The sequence below is a fragment of the Streptomyces caelestis genome (genome assembly GCF_014205255.1).
Taxonomy (GTDB): domain Bacteria; phylum Actinomycetota; class Actinomycetes; order Streptomycetales; family Streptomycetaceae; genus Streptomyces; species Streptomyces caelestis.
The window spans coordinates 1,220,660-1,235,125 of sequence record NZ_JACHNE010000001.1; the positions used below are offsets into that span (position 1 = coordinate 1,220,660).

General features: G+C 72.3%; 16 protein-coding genes. 7 read left to right on the top strand and 9 right to left on the bottom strand.

Annotated features, from left to right (window positions below):
• Positions 1–113 precede the first annotated feature (113 nt).
• Complete coding sequence (gene xylA / locus HDA41_RS05370) at positions 114–1,280, bottom strand: xylose isomerase (protein WP_184981188.1); 1,167 nt, start codon at positions 1,278–1,280, stop codon at positions 114–116.
• A 116-nt stretch (positions 1,281–1,396) separates the two neighbouring features.
• On the opposite strand from xylA, the gene xylB reads away from it, so the two are divergent.
• The 5 genes from xylB to HDA41_RS05395 all read left to right on the top strand — a co-directional run bounded on the left by xylB (position 1,397) and on the right by HDA41_RS05395 (position 6,571).
• Positions 1,397–2,842: a xylulokinase gene (gene xylB / locus HDA41_RS05375; protein WP_184981189.1), complete on the top strand. Its 1,446-nt coding sequence runs from the start codon at positions 1,397–1,399 to the stop codon at positions 2,840–2,842.
• A 15-nt stretch (positions 2,843–2,857) separates the two neighbouring features.
• Positions 2,858–4,066, top strand: a complete 1,209-nt coding sequence (locus tag HDA41_RS05380) for an ROK family transcriptional regulator (protein ID WP_184981190.1) — start codon at positions 2,858–2,860, stop codon at positions 4,064–4,066.
• Between the two features lie 225 nt (positions 4,067–4,291).
• On the top strand, positions 4,292–4,894 hold the full coding sequence (locus HDA41_RS05385) for an N-acetylmuramoyl-L-alanine amidase (RefSeq protein WP_184981191.1): 603 nt from the start codon (positions 4,292–4,294) through the stop codon (positions 4,892–4,894).
• A gap of 105 nt (positions 4,895–4,999) precedes the next feature.
• Entirely contained in the window at positions 5,000–5,395 is a 396-nt protein-coding gene (locus HDA41_RS05390) for a luciferase domain-containing protein (protein WP_184981192.1), read from the top strand.
• A 3-nt stretch (positions 5,396–5,398) separates the two neighbouring features.
• Positions 5,399–6,571 (top strand): bifunctional class I SAM-dependent methyltransferase/NUDIX hydrolase, encoded by a 1,173-nt coding sequence (locus tag HDA41_RS05395; protein ID WP_184981194.1) that lies wholly within the window; start codon positions 5,399–5,401, stop codon positions 6,569–6,571.
• Between the two features lie 41 nt (positions 6,572–6,612).
• On the opposite strand, the gene HDA41_RS05400 is transcribed toward HDA41_RS05395, so the two are convergent.
• From HDA41_RS05400 to HDA41_RS05405, 3 genes are all read right to left on the bottom strand, one after another.
• A complete protein-coding gene (locus tag HDA41_RS05400; protein ID WP_184981196.1) occupies positions 6,613–6,936 on the bottom strand; it encodes a hypothetical protein in 324 nt (107 codons plus the stop codon).
• Positions 6,937–6,988: 52 nt separating this feature from the next.
• A complete protein-coding gene (locus tag HDA41_RS41045; protein WP_260423315.1) occupies positions 6,989–7,120 on the bottom strand; it encodes a hypothetical protein in 132 nt (43 codons plus the stop codon).
• A 236-nt stretch (positions 7,121–7,356) separates the two neighbouring features.
• Positions 7,357–7,929: a peptidoglycan-binding domain-containing protein gene (locus HDA41_RS05405; protein WP_184981198.1), complete on the bottom strand. Its 573-nt coding sequence runs from the start codon at positions 7,927–7,929 to the stop codon at positions 7,357–7,359.
• Positions 7,930–8,037: 108 nt separating this feature from the next.
• On the opposite strand from HDA41_RS05405, the gene HDA41_RS05410 reads away from it, so the two are divergent.
• Complete coding sequence (locus HDA41_RS05410; protein WP_184981200.1) at positions 8,038–8,337, top strand: hypothetical protein; 300 nt, start codon at positions 8,038–8,040, stop codon at positions 8,335–8,337.
• A gap of 242 nt (positions 8,338–8,579) precedes the next feature.
• Positions 8,580–9,755 carry a phosphodiester glycosidase family protein gene (locus HDA41_RS05415; RefSeq protein ID WP_230299632.1) on the top strand — a complete coding sequence of 392 codons (1,176 nt, stop codon included), beginning with the start codon at positions 8,580–8,582 and terminating at the stop codon, positions 9,753–9,755.
• Here HDA41_RS05415 and HDA41_RS05420 read toward each other — a convergent pair.
• The 5 genes from HDA41_RS05420 to HDA41_RS05440 all read right to left on the bottom strand — a co-directional run bounded on the left by HDA41_RS05420 (position 9,736) and on the right by HDA41_RS05440 (position 14,430).
• Positions 9,736–9,930, bottom strand: a complete 195-nt coding sequence (locus HDA41_RS05420; protein ID WP_184981204.1) for a hypothetical protein — start codon at positions 9,928–9,930, stop codon at positions 9,736–9,738. The genes HDA41_RS05415 and HDA41_RS05420 overlap by 20 nt on opposite strands.
• A 111-nt stretch (positions 9,931–10,041) precedes the next feature.
• Positions 10,042–10,932 (bottom strand): phosphatidylinositol-specific phospholipase C/glycerophosphodiester phosphodiesterase family protein, encoded by an 891-nt coding sequence (locus HDA41_RS05425; RefSeq protein WP_184981206.1) that lies wholly within the window; start codon positions 10,930–10,932, stop codon positions 10,042–10,044.
• Positions 10,933–11,171: 239 nt separating this feature from the next.
• Positions 11,172–12,254 carry an acyl-CoA dehydrogenase family protein gene (locus tag HDA41_RS05430; RefSeq protein WP_184981208.1) on the bottom strand — a complete coding sequence of 361 codons (1,083 nt, stop codon included), beginning with the start codon at positions 12,252–12,254 and terminating at the stop codon, positions 11,172–11,174.
• Positions 12,251–13,468: an acyl-CoA dehydrogenase family protein gene (locus tag HDA41_RS05435; RefSeq protein ID WP_184981210.1), complete on the bottom strand. Its 1,218-nt coding sequence runs from the start codon at positions 13,466–13,468 to the stop codon at positions 12,251–12,253. The genes HDA41_RS05430 and HDA41_RS05435 overlap by 4 nt, the downstream gene beginning before the upstream one ends.
• Positions 13,465–14,430 carry an NADPH:quinone oxidoreductase family protein gene (locus HDA41_RS05440; RefSeq protein WP_184981212.1) on the bottom strand — a complete coding sequence of 322 codons (966 nt, stop codon included), beginning with the start codon at positions 14,428–14,430 and terminating at the stop codon, positions 13,465–13,467. The genes HDA41_RS05435 and HDA41_RS05440 overlap by 4 nt, the downstream gene beginning before the upstream one ends.
• Positions 14,431–14,466: the final 36 nt, after the last annotated feature.

Below are 14,466 nucleotides of genomic sequence, written 5' to 3' on the forward strand. Positions count from 1 at the left end.
GAGCATGACGGACCGTGATCCCGGAGCATGACGGACGCTGGTTCCGGAGCTTGTCGGCCCCGTCGGCCGGTCACGCACCCCGTGACCGGCCGACGTCCCGCACGCGCGCGCGCTCAGCCGCGTGCCCCCAGCAGGTGGTCCATCGCCAGCTGGTCCAGACGCTCGAAGGCCATGCCGCGGGCGGCGGCCGCCTCGACGTCGAAGGCCTCGAAGGCCGACCGGTCGGCGAGCAGGGCCTGGAGGCCGTCCGCGGCGGTGGGCTGGGCCAGCTCGTCCAGGCGGGCCGCGCGCAGGGCCTCCTGGACCTCCGGGTCGGCGCGGAAGGCGGCGGCGCGCTCCTTGAGGATGAGGTAGTTGCGCATGCAGCCGGCCGCCGAGGCCCACACCCCGTCGAGGTCCTCGGTCCGCGGCGGCTTGAAGTCGAAGTGCCGCGGGCCGGTGTAGCCGGCCGACTCCAGCAGGTCGACCAGCCAGAACGCCGCCCGCAGGTCACCGGCGCCGAAGCGCAGGTCCTGGTCGTACTTGATGCCGGACTGGCCGTTGAGGTCGATGTGGAACAGCTTGCCCGCCCACAGGGCCTGCGCGATGCCGTGCGGGAAGTTGAGCCCGGCCATCTGCTCGTGCCCGACCTCGGGGTTGACGCCGTACAGCTCCGGACGCTCCAGGCGCTCGATGAACGCCAGGGCGTGGCCGACGGTCGGCAGCAGGATGTCGCCGCGCGGCTCGTTCGGCTTGGGCTCGATCGCGAAGCGCAGGTCGTAGCCCTGGGAGGTGACGTACTCGCCGAGCAGGTCGAAGGCCTCCTTCATCCGGTCCAGGGCCACGCGGACGTCCTTGGCGGCGCCCGACTCGGCGCCCTCCCGGCCGCCCCAGGCCACGTACACCTGAGCGCCGAGCTCGACAGCGAGGTCGATGTTGCGGATGGTCTTGCGCAGCGCGTAGCGGCGCACGGCACGGTCGTTGGCGGTGAACGCGCCGTCCTTGAAGACCGGGTGCGTGAAGAGGTTGGTGGTGGCCATCGGGACCTTCATGCCCGTGGCGTCCAGCGCCTGCCGGAAGCGCTTGATGTGGGCCTCGCGCTCGGTGTCACTCGAGCCGAACGGGATCAGGTCGTCGTCGTGGAAGGTGACGCCGTGGGCGCCGAGCTCGGCCAGTCGCTGCACCGTCTCGACCGGGTCGAGCGCACGCCGCGTGGCGTCGCCGAAGGGATCCCGTCCCTGCCAGCCGACGGTCCACAGTCCGAAGGTGAACCTGTCCTCGGGGGTGGGCTGGTAGCTCATGCCGCGGCTCCTTGCTCGCTGAGGCTATTTCGTCATGCCGATTTACAAATTAGTATGCGAGCACCTTCCTGGGAAGAGACAAGGTGTCTCGGGACGAGAGCAAAGGGAGAAGCCCGATGTCAGCAGCCGAGGGTCCGCTCGTCGTCGGCGTGGACTCGTCCACCCAGTCCACCAAGGCGCTGGTCGTCGACGTGGCCACCGGCCGGGTCGTCGCGACCGGCCAGGCACCGCACACCGTTTCCTCGGGGGCCGGGCGGGAGAGCGATCCGCGCCAGTGGTGGGACGCGTTGTGCGAGGCCCTGCGCCAGTGCGGCGAGGCGGCGCACGAGGCCGCCGCGGTGTCGGTCGGCGGGCAGCAGCACGGCTTGGTCACGCTGGACGAGCGCGGTGAGCCGGTCCGTCCGGCCCTGCTGTGGAACGACGTGCGCTCGGCGCCGCAGGCGCGCAGGCTGACCGAGGAACTGGGCGGCGCGAAGTTCTGGGCCGAACGCACCGGCAGTGTCCCCGCCGCCTCCTTCACGGTCACCAAGTGGGCCTGGCTGGCCGAGCACGAGCCGGAGGCGGCGCGCGCCACGAAGGCCGTGCGCCTCCCCCACGACTACCTCACCGAGCGGCTCACCGGGCAGGGTACGACCGACCGCGGCGACGCCTCCGGGACGGGCTGGTGGGCGTCCGGGACGGAGTCGTACGACGAGGAGATCCTGGCGCACGTGGGGCTCGACCCGGCCCTGCTGCCCCGTGTGGTCCGGCCCGGCGAGGTGGCGGGCACGGTGCGCGACAGCCATGATCTGCCGTTCTCCAAGGGCACCCTGGTCGCCCCCGGCACCGGCGACAACGCCGCCGCCGCGCTGGGCCTCGGGCTGCGTCCGGGCATGCCGGTGATGAGCCTCGGCACCTCGGGCACGTTGTACGCGGTGTCGCAGCGGCGGCCCGCCGACCCCAGCGGCACGGTGGCCGGTTTCGCCGACGCCCGGGGCGACTGGCTGCCGCTGGCCTGCACCCTGAACTGCACGCTCGCCGTGGACCGCGTCGCCGCGCTGCTGGGTCTGGACCGCGAGGCCGTCGAGCCGGGCACGGCCGTGACGCTGCTGCCCTACCTGGACGGCGAACGCACCCCGAACCTGCCGAACGCCTCCGGCCTGCTGCACGGCCTGCGCCACGACACGACCGCCGGCCAGCTGCTCCAGGCCGCCTACGACGGTGCCGTCCACTCTCTGCTCGGTGCGCTCGACCTGGTCCTGGACCAGGACGCGGACCCCTCGGCGCCTCTGCTGCTGATCGGCGGCGGAGCTCGGGGCGAGGCCTGGCAGCAGACCGTACTGCGGCTGTCGGGGCGTCCCGTGCAGGTGCCCAAGGCCAAGGAGCTGGTGGCGCTCGGCGCCGCCGCGCAGGCGGCCGGGGTGCTGACCGGGGAGGACCCGGCGGCGGTCGCCCGGCGCTGGAACACGGCGGCCGGGCCGGTGCTCGACGCCGTCGAGCGGGACGAGGAGACGCTGGCCAGGATCGCCGGGGTACTCTCCGACGCGGCTCCGCTGCTGGAGCGGCCCACGGACACCCACTGAGGACTGGCGTCAGGCATGACCGCACCGCTGCACGAGGCCCGTCCGGCCGGGCCGGGGCGCGCCCTGCCGGACACCCAGCGGGGCATGCGCCGTCGCAACCTCGCCCGTGTCCTGCACGCCGTCCGTGCCGAGGGGCCGCTGTCCCGGGCCGCTGTCGCCTCACGGATCGGCCTGACCCGGGCGGCGGTGTCGACGCTCGTCGACGAACTGATCCGCTCGGGCCTGCTGGAGGAGCTGGGGCCCGAACGGCCCGGCCGGGTGGGCCGCCCCGGCTCCGCGCTCGCGTTGAGCGGACGCGGCCCGGCGGGGATCGGCGCGGAGGTCGGCGTCGACCATCTCGCGGTCTGCGCCGTGGACCTGCGCGGCACGACCCGGTCGCGGGCGATACGCCAGGGCGCGAACCGCGGCCGCTCCCCCGAGCCGGTGCTCGCCGAGCTCACCGAACTCATCGGCCGGGTCGTCGCCGAGGCGGAGGGCGAGGGCCTGTGGCCGGCCGGTCTCGCCGTGGCCGTGCCCGGTCTGGTGGCGCGCGACGCCCGGACGGTCGTGCGCGCCCCGAACCTCGACTGGCACGACACGGACCTCGGTGACTTTCTTCCGGCGGACCTCCCGCTGACCGTGGACAACGAGGCCAACTTCGGGGCGCTCGCCGAACTCTGGCTCGGCGACGGCACACCGCGCGACTTCCTGCACGTGTCGGCGGAGATCGGCATCGGCGCGGCGGTCGTGGTGGACGGCGGACTGCTGCGCGGAAACCGCGGTTTCGCGGGCGAGTTGGGGCACGTGCCGGTCCGGCCGGACGGGCCGGAGTGCGCGTGCGGCGGGCGCGGGTGCCTGGAGCAGTACGCCGGCGAGGAGGCGGTCCTGCGCGCGGCCGGCCTGGAGCCGGACGAGGACCGGGTCGGGCTGCTGGCGGGGCGCGCGGCCGAGGGCGACGAGGACGTACGCCGTGCCCTGCGCGACGCGGGCACCGCGCTCGGAATCGCCCTGACGGGGGCGGTCAACCTGCTCGACCCGGAGAGCGTGGTGCTGGGCGGGGAGCTGTCGGGGTTGGCACCGTGGCTGCTGCCGTCGTTGCGGGACGAGTTGGCGCGCCGGACGGCGGGTCCGGCCTGTCCCGTGTCCGTGTCCCGGCTGGGTCCTCAGGGGCCGCTGCTGGGAGCCGCGCACTCGGTCGTGCGGGCGGTGCTGGACGATCCGGCCACCGTTGCCGAGCGAACCTGAGACGGGCCCTGACCCACGGGCGAGGCCGGCCCACGAAGTCCTCAATCACCCGCCAGGGTGAGCGAGTTATCCACATTTCCGTGCCCCTCCACCAAAAGGCATCGCGTCCTTCGGACCGACCGGCAGGCGCCGTAGCTTGATCCACGCGGGCCGCGACCACAACGGCCGCGGCTCCGAGCAGTCGAGCAAGAGGCACCGCCGTCGAGCCCGGAAAGGCACACACTCATGGCACGGACCACCCCCCTCCCCAGCAGGCGAGGCATCCTCATGGGCGCCGCCCTCACCGCCGTCCCGTACGCCCTGTTCCCCGACGCACGGGCCAGCGCCCGGCCCCAGGCGGTCGACCACCCCGGAGCCGCTTGGCACCCGGCGAGCCGCAGCAACTACACGCCGTCGAACCGCCCCCGCGCCCATCCGCTGCACTACGTGGTCATCCACGTCGCGCAGACGACCTACTCCGGCACCCTGTCCGTCTTCCGGAACCCCAGGGAGAAGGTGTCCGCGCACTACGTGGTGCGCTCCTCCGACGGGCACGTGGCACAGTGCGTGCGCGAGGCCGACATCGCGTGGCACGCGGGGAACTGGGACTACAACACCCGCAGCATCGGCATCGAGCACGAGGGCTGGGTGGACCAGCCCACGTACTTCACCGACGCGATGTACGAGCGGTCGGCCCGGCTCACCGCGGCGATCTGCGCGAGGTACGACATCCCCAGGAACCGGGCGCACATCATCGGCCACCACGAGGTACCGGGCAGCGACCACACCGATCCGGGCCGCCACTGGGACTGGAAGCGCTACATGAGACTGGTCGACAAGTACGCCTGAGAACAGCGCATTTACCCATCCCTGCCCCCTGCGCCCCACCTCACGTCCCGGTTACAAAACGCTCAACCTCTGGTTGCGGCACGGTAAGCGCGCAACGATGGGACCATGACTCTGGCCCAGCGCGCCCTGGAGCGTTTGCAGGCCTGGCCCGACCTGATGGCGGGCCCGGCGAGTTGCGGCACCGGACGGGCGCTCCGTTCCGTCCGTGACGAGATCGTCCACTTCCATTCGGCGCGGGACGTGGACCTCCACCTCACCCGCCGGGCCATCCAGCGCTTCCACTACGACCTCGCAGGTTCGAGCGCGATCCACCTGGTTCCCGGGTCGGGCTGGGTGACGGTCCACCTCGACTGCGAGGCGGACATCGACCTGCTGCTGAGTCTGATGAGCATCGCCCTCAAGGCCCACCAGACCCGGCCCGCCCGCGAGGAGCCGGGGCTCGCCGGGTGCAACTTCCATCGCGTCACGGTCCTTCCGCGCGACGCCGCGGCGGGAGGATGAGCCTTGGTGACGCGAGCGGAGGCCGTCAACGCCGAGGCTTGGCGCAGGTACGGAGCACACCACCTGCGGCGCGGCACGGTGTTGCCCGAGGTGGCGCGGATCGACTGGGGGTTCGAGGGCGCGGGGCCGGGGATCGAGGTACTCGGGGAGCTGGCGGGCCGGCGCGTGCTGGACCTCGGGTGCGGTCCTGCCCGGCACGCCGCCCATCTGGTCCGTGCTCACGGCGCGCTGGTGGACGCCGTCGACTCCTCGGCCGGGCAGTACGAACGGGCGCGCGCCCGCTACGGTTCCCTGCCCGGGCTGCGCCTGGTCCTGGCCGACGCGGTCGAGCATCTGCGCTCGGCGGAGCCGTACGACGTCATCTACTCGGTCAACGCCGTGCCGTACATCGACCCGCACCGGCTGGTGCCCGCCCTGGTCGCGGCGCTCAAGCCGGGCGGCAGGCTCTGCTTCACCGTGCTGCACACCAACTCGCACGGTGACGGCCCCTCGGGCGAGGTCGTCGCCCGGCCGGAGGTACTGCGGCTGGCCGGCGGCGGGGACGTCACCGTCCGGATGTGGGTCCTCGACCCGGAGCTCTGGACGGCCCTGCTCGCCGAGCACGGGCTTCGGGTGGAGCAGGTCGACGTCCTCGACACGCCGCAGGCCGACAACCACGCGTCGTACCGGCTCTTCCGGGTGACACGGCCGGTCCGTGTCAGCTCCCGGCCGCGCACGGCCAAACCGCCGGTGGCGCACGCCGCGCTCGGGGTCGGCGCCATTCTGCACGGGCCCCGCGGACTGCTCCTGGGCCGGCACCGGCACGGGACATGGGAGCTGCCCGGCGGGACGGTGGAGCCCGGTGAGTCGTTGCAGGAGGCGGTCGTGCGCGAACTCGGCGAGGAGACGGGGCTCGAAGCCCGGCCGGAGGACGTCCGGCTGCTCGGGACACTTCTCGACGACGCCGGCGGGGTCGTACGGGTGACGGTGGCCGCCCGGGTCGCCTCCTGGCGGGGCGAGCCGTCGGACCAGCCCGGGGAGAGAGTGGGGCGCTGGCGCTGGTTCGCCCTGGACCGGCTGCCGGAGGAACTGTTCGTGTGCAGCGCGCAGGCCCTCACCGCCTGGCGGCCGGAGCTGCCGATCGACCACGCGCCCGCTCACTACACGCCGTACGACACCGGAACGGGCGACAGCTGAAGCACCCCCTCGGCTTTCGACGTTCTGACAGGTCTGGGTGATCAGGCTGCGGTGTCGAGGCTGGCTGCGGCCCATGCCTGCTGGACGGCGCGGATTTCCTGGTTGGTGGGCCGGCCTGGGCTGGTGGGCAGAAATCGGGCTGCGATGACGCGGCGGAGCTTGGCACCCATGTCGGAGACGGACGGGTAGGTCTTGGTGGTGTACCACCGGGCGCGCTCGCGGCGGTCGGAGGCATCGCTCGGCCGGTGGCCGTGCAGCGCGTACCAGACGACGGTGACCTTTTTGAACAGCGTGTCGTCCACCGCCACGGTCAGCACCGCGCCCTCAGGCAGCAGGCGGCGCACGACCAGGTGGGACGGCGACAAACCCAGGATGTCCGGGTTCCACCGGGAGCGGGAGAAGAAGGCGTGCGCGCGGTCATGGGACCAGAGGCGCGATCAGCCCCATGACCAGCGCGGCGAAGGTGTGGAACGTCGGCGTGGTGAAGCTGCCCCGCACCAACTCCAACACAGCGAGCAGCGCAGCCGGTACGGACGGATCCAAAAGCATCGGTGGGTCCCTCACAGCAGGCGACACAAGCACCGCCGACGCTTCTCCGCTTCCTCCGGCCCGCGCGGCCAGATGACACCACATCACCTACCCGAGCGGCCCCAACGACGATCAACGAGAACGTCGAGACTTCATGGGAGTGCTCGAATTCATCTCAACCCACGGAAGGAGAAGTGCTCAATGTCCCCAACCGGTGGGGCCCGCCCGGAGAAAGGCGGGCCCCGGTCCTGATGGTGTCAGCTGCAGGTTCGGCTCTTGTACGCGGCGAACCGGTAGTTGCCGTTGTCGTTCGTCGAGCCCTCCCAGAACACGTAGCGCCCATTCTCGGCCCGGACGAGGTAGAAGCTGCGCACGGCGCCCGAGTAGTGCAGAATCTTGCCCCCGAAAGCGTATTCGTAGGCGTAGTCGTAGAAGCTCAGCTTGCTGTCGGCGTAGGCCCAGGTCTCATTGCCGACCTTTCCGTCCACGTACTGCAGCGGCCAGCGGTCCTGCAGGTTCTGCGTCGCGTGGTCGGTGTTCGGCCCGAAGTCGCCGTCGATGTCCGAGGCGTCGTACGCGGTGCCGTCCTGCTCCTTGGCGCCTTCCGCCCAAAGGATCTGCTGCCACAGGCAGGTGGCGTTGGACTTGGCGTAGCTCGACTGGGAGAGTGTGCCCTCATCCCCCCAGTCGTTCGTGAAGTCGCCGCCTCCCGATATGTACCCGTCGGAGGTGTTGGCGGACGCCGGCGAGGCGCTGATCGCCAGAGCGCCGGCGACGGCGGCGGTCACGACGGCAGTGGCCAGGCGGGATCGGATCGAACGGAATGTCACAGGGCCCCCTCGATGAAACGGTCACGTGCTTGCGCAGCGACGCTAACCCTCCGCCCGCGGCAGCGTCGCCCCTCTTTCGCCACAGCGCAAAGGCCCAGGAAGAGGGGTATGTGGCCGTGCTCAGACGGGGCCTTCCGCAGGACCGTCCCGTTCGGCCTGTACTGCTACACGGTCACCGTCGTCTGGTACGCGCTGCACGGCCACCGGCCGAGCGATGCCTCCGACCGCCGCGAGCGCGCCCGGTGGTACACCACCAAGACCTACCCGTCCGTCTCCGACATGGGTGCCAAGCTCCGCCGCGTCATCGCAGCCCGATTTCTGCCCACCAGCCCAGGCCGGCCCACCCACCAGGAAATCCGCGCCGTCCAGCAGGAATGGGCCGCAGCCAGCCTCGACACCGCAGCCTGATCACCCAGACCTGTCAGAACGTCGAAAGCCGAGGCACCCAGAGGGGTGCGTTTTTTCAGCCTTTCCCGCGTAATCCGCGCTCAGCCACCCTGACGGCCCTCGTCGTTTGATGCACTGCCCTTGCGATTCGGACAGTTGACGAGGCATCAGGGGGCACGGTGACAGGTCGTCGCAGGCGACGGGGAGCAGGCAGAGCGGTACTGGCGTTTCTCACGGCGTTCGGCGCGCTGACCGGTGCGGCCATGACGGGGGCGGCACCGGCCGGCGCCGTCCAGAAGGGCGTGCGGGTCGCGCCGGGGGTCACGTACGAGGAGTTCGACATCAAGGCGGCCAAGGGGGTGACGCACGCGCACGTGCTGAGGGTGGACCTGGGAAATCCCCGGGTACGGGTCGATCTGCTGTATCCCGGGGCGGTGGCCTCGCGCGCACAGGTCTCGCGGATGGCCGACGCCCAGGGGGCCGTCGCCGGTGTCAACGGCGACTTCTTCAACATCACCGAGGCGCAGCACCCGGGCGTCGAGGCGACCGGCGCGAGCGTGGGTCCGGCGATCGCGGCCGGACGGACGCTCAAGGCGGCCGTGCCCAACGGCCAGCGTTTCGGGCCCGCGATGCCGCCCGGCACGACCACCGAGGCCGTGTTCGGCGTGGGCACCGACGGAGTGGCGCGACTGGACCGGCTGGCCCTGGACGGCTCGGTCCGTACGGCCGAGGCGCAGCTGCCGCTGGGCGGGCTCAACCAGTACGCGCTGCCGGTGGGTTCGGTCGGCGCCTTCACCTCCGACTGGGGCAGCGTCTCCCGCCTGCGCGCCACCTGCGGCACGGACACGGACCGGGCCGCGCCCTGCAGTACGGACACGTACGAGGTGACGGTCCGCGACGGCAAGGTGGTGTCGGCCGCCGACACACCCGGCAGCGGGCCCATCGCCCCGGGCACCACCGTGCTGGTCGGCCGGGAGGACGGCGCCCAGCAGTTGCGGAAGCTGGCCGCCGACGAAGCGGTCGAGGTCGAGTACCGTCTCGTGGCGGCCACGGACGGCGCCGCGTACCGCCTCGCCCTCGGCGGCTACCCGGTCCTCACGGGCGGGCGGCCGCTGCCGGGACTGGACGACACGACGTCGGCCGTCCGCACGGCCGTGGGCATCGCCGACGGCGGGCGGCGCGTGCTGCTGCTCGCGCTGGACGGCGCCGCCGCCTACCGCAGCGGCCTGACGATCGCCGAAGTGGCCGACACCATGCGGAAGCTGGGCTCGGACGACGCCTTCAGCCTGGACGGCGGCGGGTCGTCGACGCTGGTCGCCCGGAGGGTGGGCGCGGGCAGCGTCTCGGTGCGCAACCACCCCAGCGGCGGCGCCGAACGGGCCGTTCCGAACGGCATCGGCGTGTTCTCGGGGCGTGGCGTCAGGGCCGCAGACCGCTGACGATCTCCGCCGTCGCCGTGAGACCGCTGTGGATGGTGGGAGCGATGCTGGTGCTGGCCAGGTAGAAGCCGAGCAGCAGGCAGACCAGCGCATGGGAGAACTTCAGCCCGCCGTTGCGCAGGAAGATCACCGCCAGGATCGCGAGCAGCAGCACCACAGAGATGGAAATGGCCATCGTCGACTCCTCCGCCACGCCGCCATGTCCGGTTCACGGCGTTCGGCCGTAAGTGTGGCGTAGTGGAGGGTTCATCCGGGCAGCTGACCTGTCCGCCGAACGTGTGATGTCCTACGTGTCCGACGCGTCGTGCGCGGCCTGCGCCCCCCGCCGGGCGTCCAGGAACGCCTCCAGCCCGGCGAGGTCGTCGGTGTTGAGGTGGTCGACGTCCGCGGCGAGCAGTTCGGCCCACAGCGCGTCGCGGGCGGGCCCGGCCAGGTCCGGGGTCGCCCAGAACCGCACCTTCTGCCCCCGCTGGTGCGCGGCCCGGACGATACCCCGCAGCTTCTCCCGCTCGGCGTCCGGGAACGTGCCCACGCCCTGCCAGGTGAAGTTGAGCGTCCAGTTGTCACTGATCAGCGGTATGAAGGAGGCCGGCGCCTGGCTCCCGAGGTCGGCGAGCCGGCCGTCGTAGAAGGCGCGCCGGACGGTCTGGGCCTCCATGGGGGCACGGGCCGCGCGGTCTCCGGAGATCACAGCGGTGACCGGACCGGGGAGGACGCGGCCGTGGGCGTAGGTCGTGAACAGGTGCCGGTAGCGACTGAGGTGGCGATCGAGTTCGAGGTAGGTCGATGAGCCCTCGGTCTTGATGTCGACGAGCAGTTGCAGCGACCCGCGGTATCCCCGGTACACGCGGCCGCGGTTGGCCCGCACGCGTGCGGCGAGCGGGTCGAGGTAGAGGGACTCCAGCGTGCGGGCCGGGTCGAGGTCCTCCGGGTCGTGGGCGACGAGGAGTTGGCCACCGACGAGGTGGACGTCGGCTTCGACGCTGCCGAACCGGTGGTCCAGGGCGTCGTACAACGGGCGCGGATGCTCGTAGTCGTTGTGGGCGTGGGCGCGCCACAACGGGCGGGGCCCGTGCCCTTGTTCGCCGGCGAGGGCGTGGCCGGCGGGGAGGGCGACCGAGCCCGCGAGGGCGGCGCCGAGGGTGGTGAGGGCTCTGCGACGGGTGGTGAGGTCCATGCTCTGCCTCCCTGGAAGTGCCGTGCGGGAACCCTGCGAGTATGGGGTTCGGGCAGGGTCAAGGAGCATGGCCTTGCGGGGAGTTGGCCGGAGGGCCGTCGTGCGTTCACTTCACCGGAGCGGGGCACACGAAAAAGCCCGCCCCTGGTGGGACGGGCTTTCGTCTGGCGTGAACAAGGCGTCGAAGAGCCGTCGACGAGGCGTCAATGACGCGTCACAAGGCTCCGTCCAGGTGCACGTCAGGGGGCCTGGAGGTCGACCAGTCCGGCCAGTGCCTCCCGGTGGGCGCCGGCCGTGCCGTAGGCGATCGAGTCGGCCTTCGCACGCTTCAGGTACAGATGCACCGGGTGCTCCCACGTCATGCCGAGACCGCCGTGCAGTTGCAGTGCCTCCTCGGCGGCGTGAACGGCCACGGGTGCCGCGTAGGCCTGGGCGACCGTGACGGCCACGTCGGCGTCGTGGCCGGTCGACAGAGCGTCGGCGGCGTTGCGGGCGGCCGCGCGGAGGCCGGCGACCTCCAGCCACAGCTGGGCCAGCCGGTGCTTGAGCGCCTGGAAGCCGCCGACGGGACGGTTGAACTGCTTGCGGTCCTTGAGGTAGCGGACGGTCTCCGTCAGCGTCCAGTCGGCCAGACCGAGCTGCTCGGAGGCGAGCAGCCCGGCTCCCGCCCGCAGGGCCCGGCGTACGGCGGGTTCGGCGTCGCCCAGCAGCCGGCCCGGCACTCCGTCGAGGGTGACGGTCGCCAGTGGCCGGGTCAGGTCCAGGGAGATCTGGGGTGTGACGGTCGCGGCGGTGGCGTCGACCGCGTACAGGCCGCCGTCGTCGGCGGGCACGAGCAGCACGTCGGCGACGGCCGCGTCCGCGATGCCGGTCAGTTCACCGTGCAGCAGACCGTCCTCGTACGTGACGACCTTGTAGGCGGCGCCCGGTGCGACGCCGAGGGCGACCGCGAGGGCTCCGATCGACGTCCCGGAGGCGAGCTCGGTGAGCAGGTCACCGGTCCCGCAGGCCAGCAGCGCCTCGGTGGCGACGACCGCGCTCGTGAGGTACGGGACGGGCGCGACCGCACGCCCCAGTTCCTCCAGCACCACGGCGGCTTCCCGGTGCGTGGCGCCCTGGCCGTCCAGCTCCTCCGCCACGAGCAGGCCGGCGAGGCCCATGCCGTCGGTGAGGGCCTTCCACAGCGCCATGTTGTGCGGGGTGTCCGACTCGATGCGGGCGATGACGCCGGGCGCGTCGCAGTGGTCGGCGAGCAGGTCCCGGACGGCGGCGCGCAGCGCCTCTTCCTCCTCCGAGTACAACAGGTCGGGCTGTGCGCTCATCGGGCCAGGTCCTTCCAGGCGACGTCCTTGTCGGTGCGCGGTTCGGCGGGCAGGCCGAGGACGCGCTCGGCGACGATGTTCAGCAGGACCTCGCTGGTCCCGCCCTCGATGCTGTTGCCCTTGGAGCGCAGATAGCGGTAGCCGGCCTCGCGGCCGGTGAAGTCGACCAGCTCCGGGCGGCGCATGGTCCAGTCGTCGTACAACAGGCCCTCCTCGCCGAGGAGTTCCACCTCCAGGCCGCTGATCTCCTGGTTGAGGCGGGCGAAGGCGAGCTTCATGCCGGCGCCCTCGGGGCCGGGCTGGCCGGCCACGAGCTGCTGGCGCAGCCGCTCGCCGGTGAGCCGCGCGACCTCGGCCTCGACCCAGAGCCTCAGCAGGCGCTGGTGCAGGTCGTGGGTGCGCGACTGCGGGCGCTCGCGCCAGGTCTTGGAGACCGGACCGATCATGCCGCCCTCGCGGGGCAGCCGCATGCCGCCGATGGCGACGCGCTCGTTGTTCAGGGTGGTCTGCGCGACCCGCCAGCCCTCGCCGACCTCGCCGAGGCGGCGGGAGTCCGGGATGCGGACGTCGGTGAGGAACACCTCGTTGAACTCGGCCTCGCCGGTGATCTGCCGCAGCGGCCGCACCTCGACCCCCGGGTCGGTCATGTCGCAGACGAAGTAGGTGATGCCCCGGTGCTTGGGCACGTCCGGGTCGGTGCGCGCGATGAGGATCGCCCAGCGGGCCACATGGGCGCTGGAGGTCCACACCTTCTGCCCGTTGACCACCCAGTCTCCCCCACTCTCGGCTTCGCTCGAGCGGGAGGTGCCCCCACCCTCACGGACGGCCCGGGTGCCCAGCGCGGCCAGGTCGGACCCGGCGCCCGGCTCGCTGAACAGCTGGCACCAGACCTCCTCCCCCGTCCACAGGGGCCGCAGGTACCGCCGCTTCTGCTCCTCGGTGCCGTAGCCCAGGATGGTCGGCGCGGCCATCCCGAGGCCGATGCCGATGCGCCGCGGGTCGTTGTCGGGCGCCCCGGCCGCCTCCAGCTCGGCATCCACGACGGCCTGGAGGGAACGGGGAGCGCCGAGTCCGCCGAGGCCCTCCGGGTAGTGCACCCAGGCCAGTCCGGCGTCGAAGCGGGCCCGGAGGAAGTCCAGGCGGTCGGTCGAGGCCGGCGGGTGAGCGGCCAGCAAGTCCTGTGTGCGACGGCGCAGTTCCTCGGCGCTGGTCATGCTGACTCCTCCATGACGACGGCGATCCGGCCGGTGGTCAGGCCGTCCGCGACCTTCTGCACGGCGGTGGCGGCCCCGCCGAGCGGCACGCGCTCGCTCACCAGCGGCTTGATCGCGCCCCGGGCGGCCAGCTCGGTGAGCTGCTCGTGGCAGTGCTGGACGAGCTTCGGGTTCTTGGTGTTGTACAGGCCCCAGTGCAGGCCGAGGATCGAGTAGTTCTTCACCAGGGCGTGGTTCAGCCCCGGGCTGGGGATCGTGCCGCTGGCGAAGCCGACGACCACGATGCGCCCCTCGAAGGCGACGACCTTGGCGGACTGGGCGTAGGCCTCGCCGCCGACCGGGTCGTAGATCACGTCGGCGCCCCGGCCGCCGGTGGCCTCCTTGACGGCGGCGACGACGTCCTCCGAGCGCCGGTCGATCACGACGTCGCAGCCCAGCTCGCGGGCGACGGCCGCCTTCCCGGAGCCGCCGACGACACCGATGACGGTGGCGCCGGCGGCCTTCCCGAGCTGCACGGCCGCGCTGCCGACCCCTCCTGCGGCAGCGTGGACGAGCAGGGTCTCGCCGGCCTCCAGACCGGCCCGGCGGTGCAGACCGAACCAGCCCGTCTGGTAGCCGATGTGCAGGGCCGCGGCCTCCGCGTCGTCCAGGGCGTCCGGCGCGGGCAGCAGGGCGGCGGAGTCCGCGACGGCGTACTCGGCGAAGCCGCCGTAGGGCAGCACCGGGTTGGCGATCACCCGGCGGCCGTCCTCGGTCTCGCCGCAGATCTCCACGCCCGGGGTGAACGGCAGCGGCGGCCTGACCTGATACTGGCCGCGGCACAGCAGGGCGTCGGGGAAGTTGACGTTCGCGGCGCGCACCTTCAGCAGGACCTGGCCGTCGCCGGGCACCGGCGGGGCCACGTCCGCCAGGCGCATCACCTCGCTGGGCTCGCCGTTCTCGTGCACGTGCCATGCCTGCATGCGGGGCCTCCACGGGACTGCGTCGACTGCGTCGTC

Bases quoted from the DNA above. Each gene is read 5' to 3' on its own strand.
- xylA (WP_184981188.1), bottom strand. From the start codon at position 1,280: ATGAGCTACCAGCCCACCCCCGAGGACAGGTTCACCTTCGGACTGTGG.
- xylB (WP_184981189.1), top strand. From the start codon at position 1,397: ATGTCAGCAGCCGAGGGTCCGCTCGTCGTCGGCGTGGACTCGTCCACC.
- HDA41_RS05380 (WP_184981190.1), top strand. From the start codon at position 2,858: ATGACCGCACCGCTGCACGAGGCCCGTCCGGCCGGGCCGGGGCGCGCC.
- HDA41_RS05385 (WP_184981191.1), top strand. From the start codon at position 4,292: ATGGCACGGACCACCCCCCTCCCCAGCAGGCGAGGCATCCTCATGGGC.
- HDA41_RS05390 (WP_184981192.1), top strand. From the start codon at position 5,000: ATGACTCTGGCCCAGCGCGCCCTGGAGCGTTTGCAGGCCTGGCCCGAC.
- HDA41_RS41045 (WP_260423315.1), bottom strand. From the start codon at position 7,120: ATGCTTTTGGATCCGTCCGTACCGGCTGCGCTGCTCGCTGTGTTGGAG.
- HDA41_RS05410 (WP_184981200.1), top strand. From the start codon at position 8,038: ATGTGGCCGTGCTCAGACGGGGCCTTCCGCAGGACCGTCCCGTTCGGC.
- HDA41_RS05415 (WP_230299632.1), top strand. From the start codon at position 8,580: ATGACGGGGGCGGCACCGGCCGGCGCCGTCCAGAAGGGCGTGCGGGTC.
- HDA41_RS05420 (WP_184981204.1), bottom strand. From the start codon at position 9,930: ATGGCCATTTCCATCTCTGTGGTGCTGCTGCTCGCGATCCTGGCGGTG.
- HDA41_RS05425 (WP_184981206.1), bottom strand. From the start codon at position 10,932: ATGGACCTCACCACCCGTCGCAGAGCCCTCACCACCCTCGGCGCCGCC.
- HDA41_RS05430 (WP_184981208.1), bottom strand. From the start codon at position 12,254: ATGAGCGCACAGCCCGACCTGTTGTACTCGGAGGAGGAAGAGGCGCTG.
- HDA41_RS05435 (WP_184981210.1), bottom strand. From the start codon at position 13,468: ATGACCAGCGCCGAGGAACTGCGCCGTCGCACACAGGACTTGCTGGCC.
- HDA41_RS05440 (WP_184981212.1), bottom strand. From the start codon at position 14,430: ATGCAGGCATGGCACGTGCACGAGAACGGCGAGCCCAGCGAGGTGATG.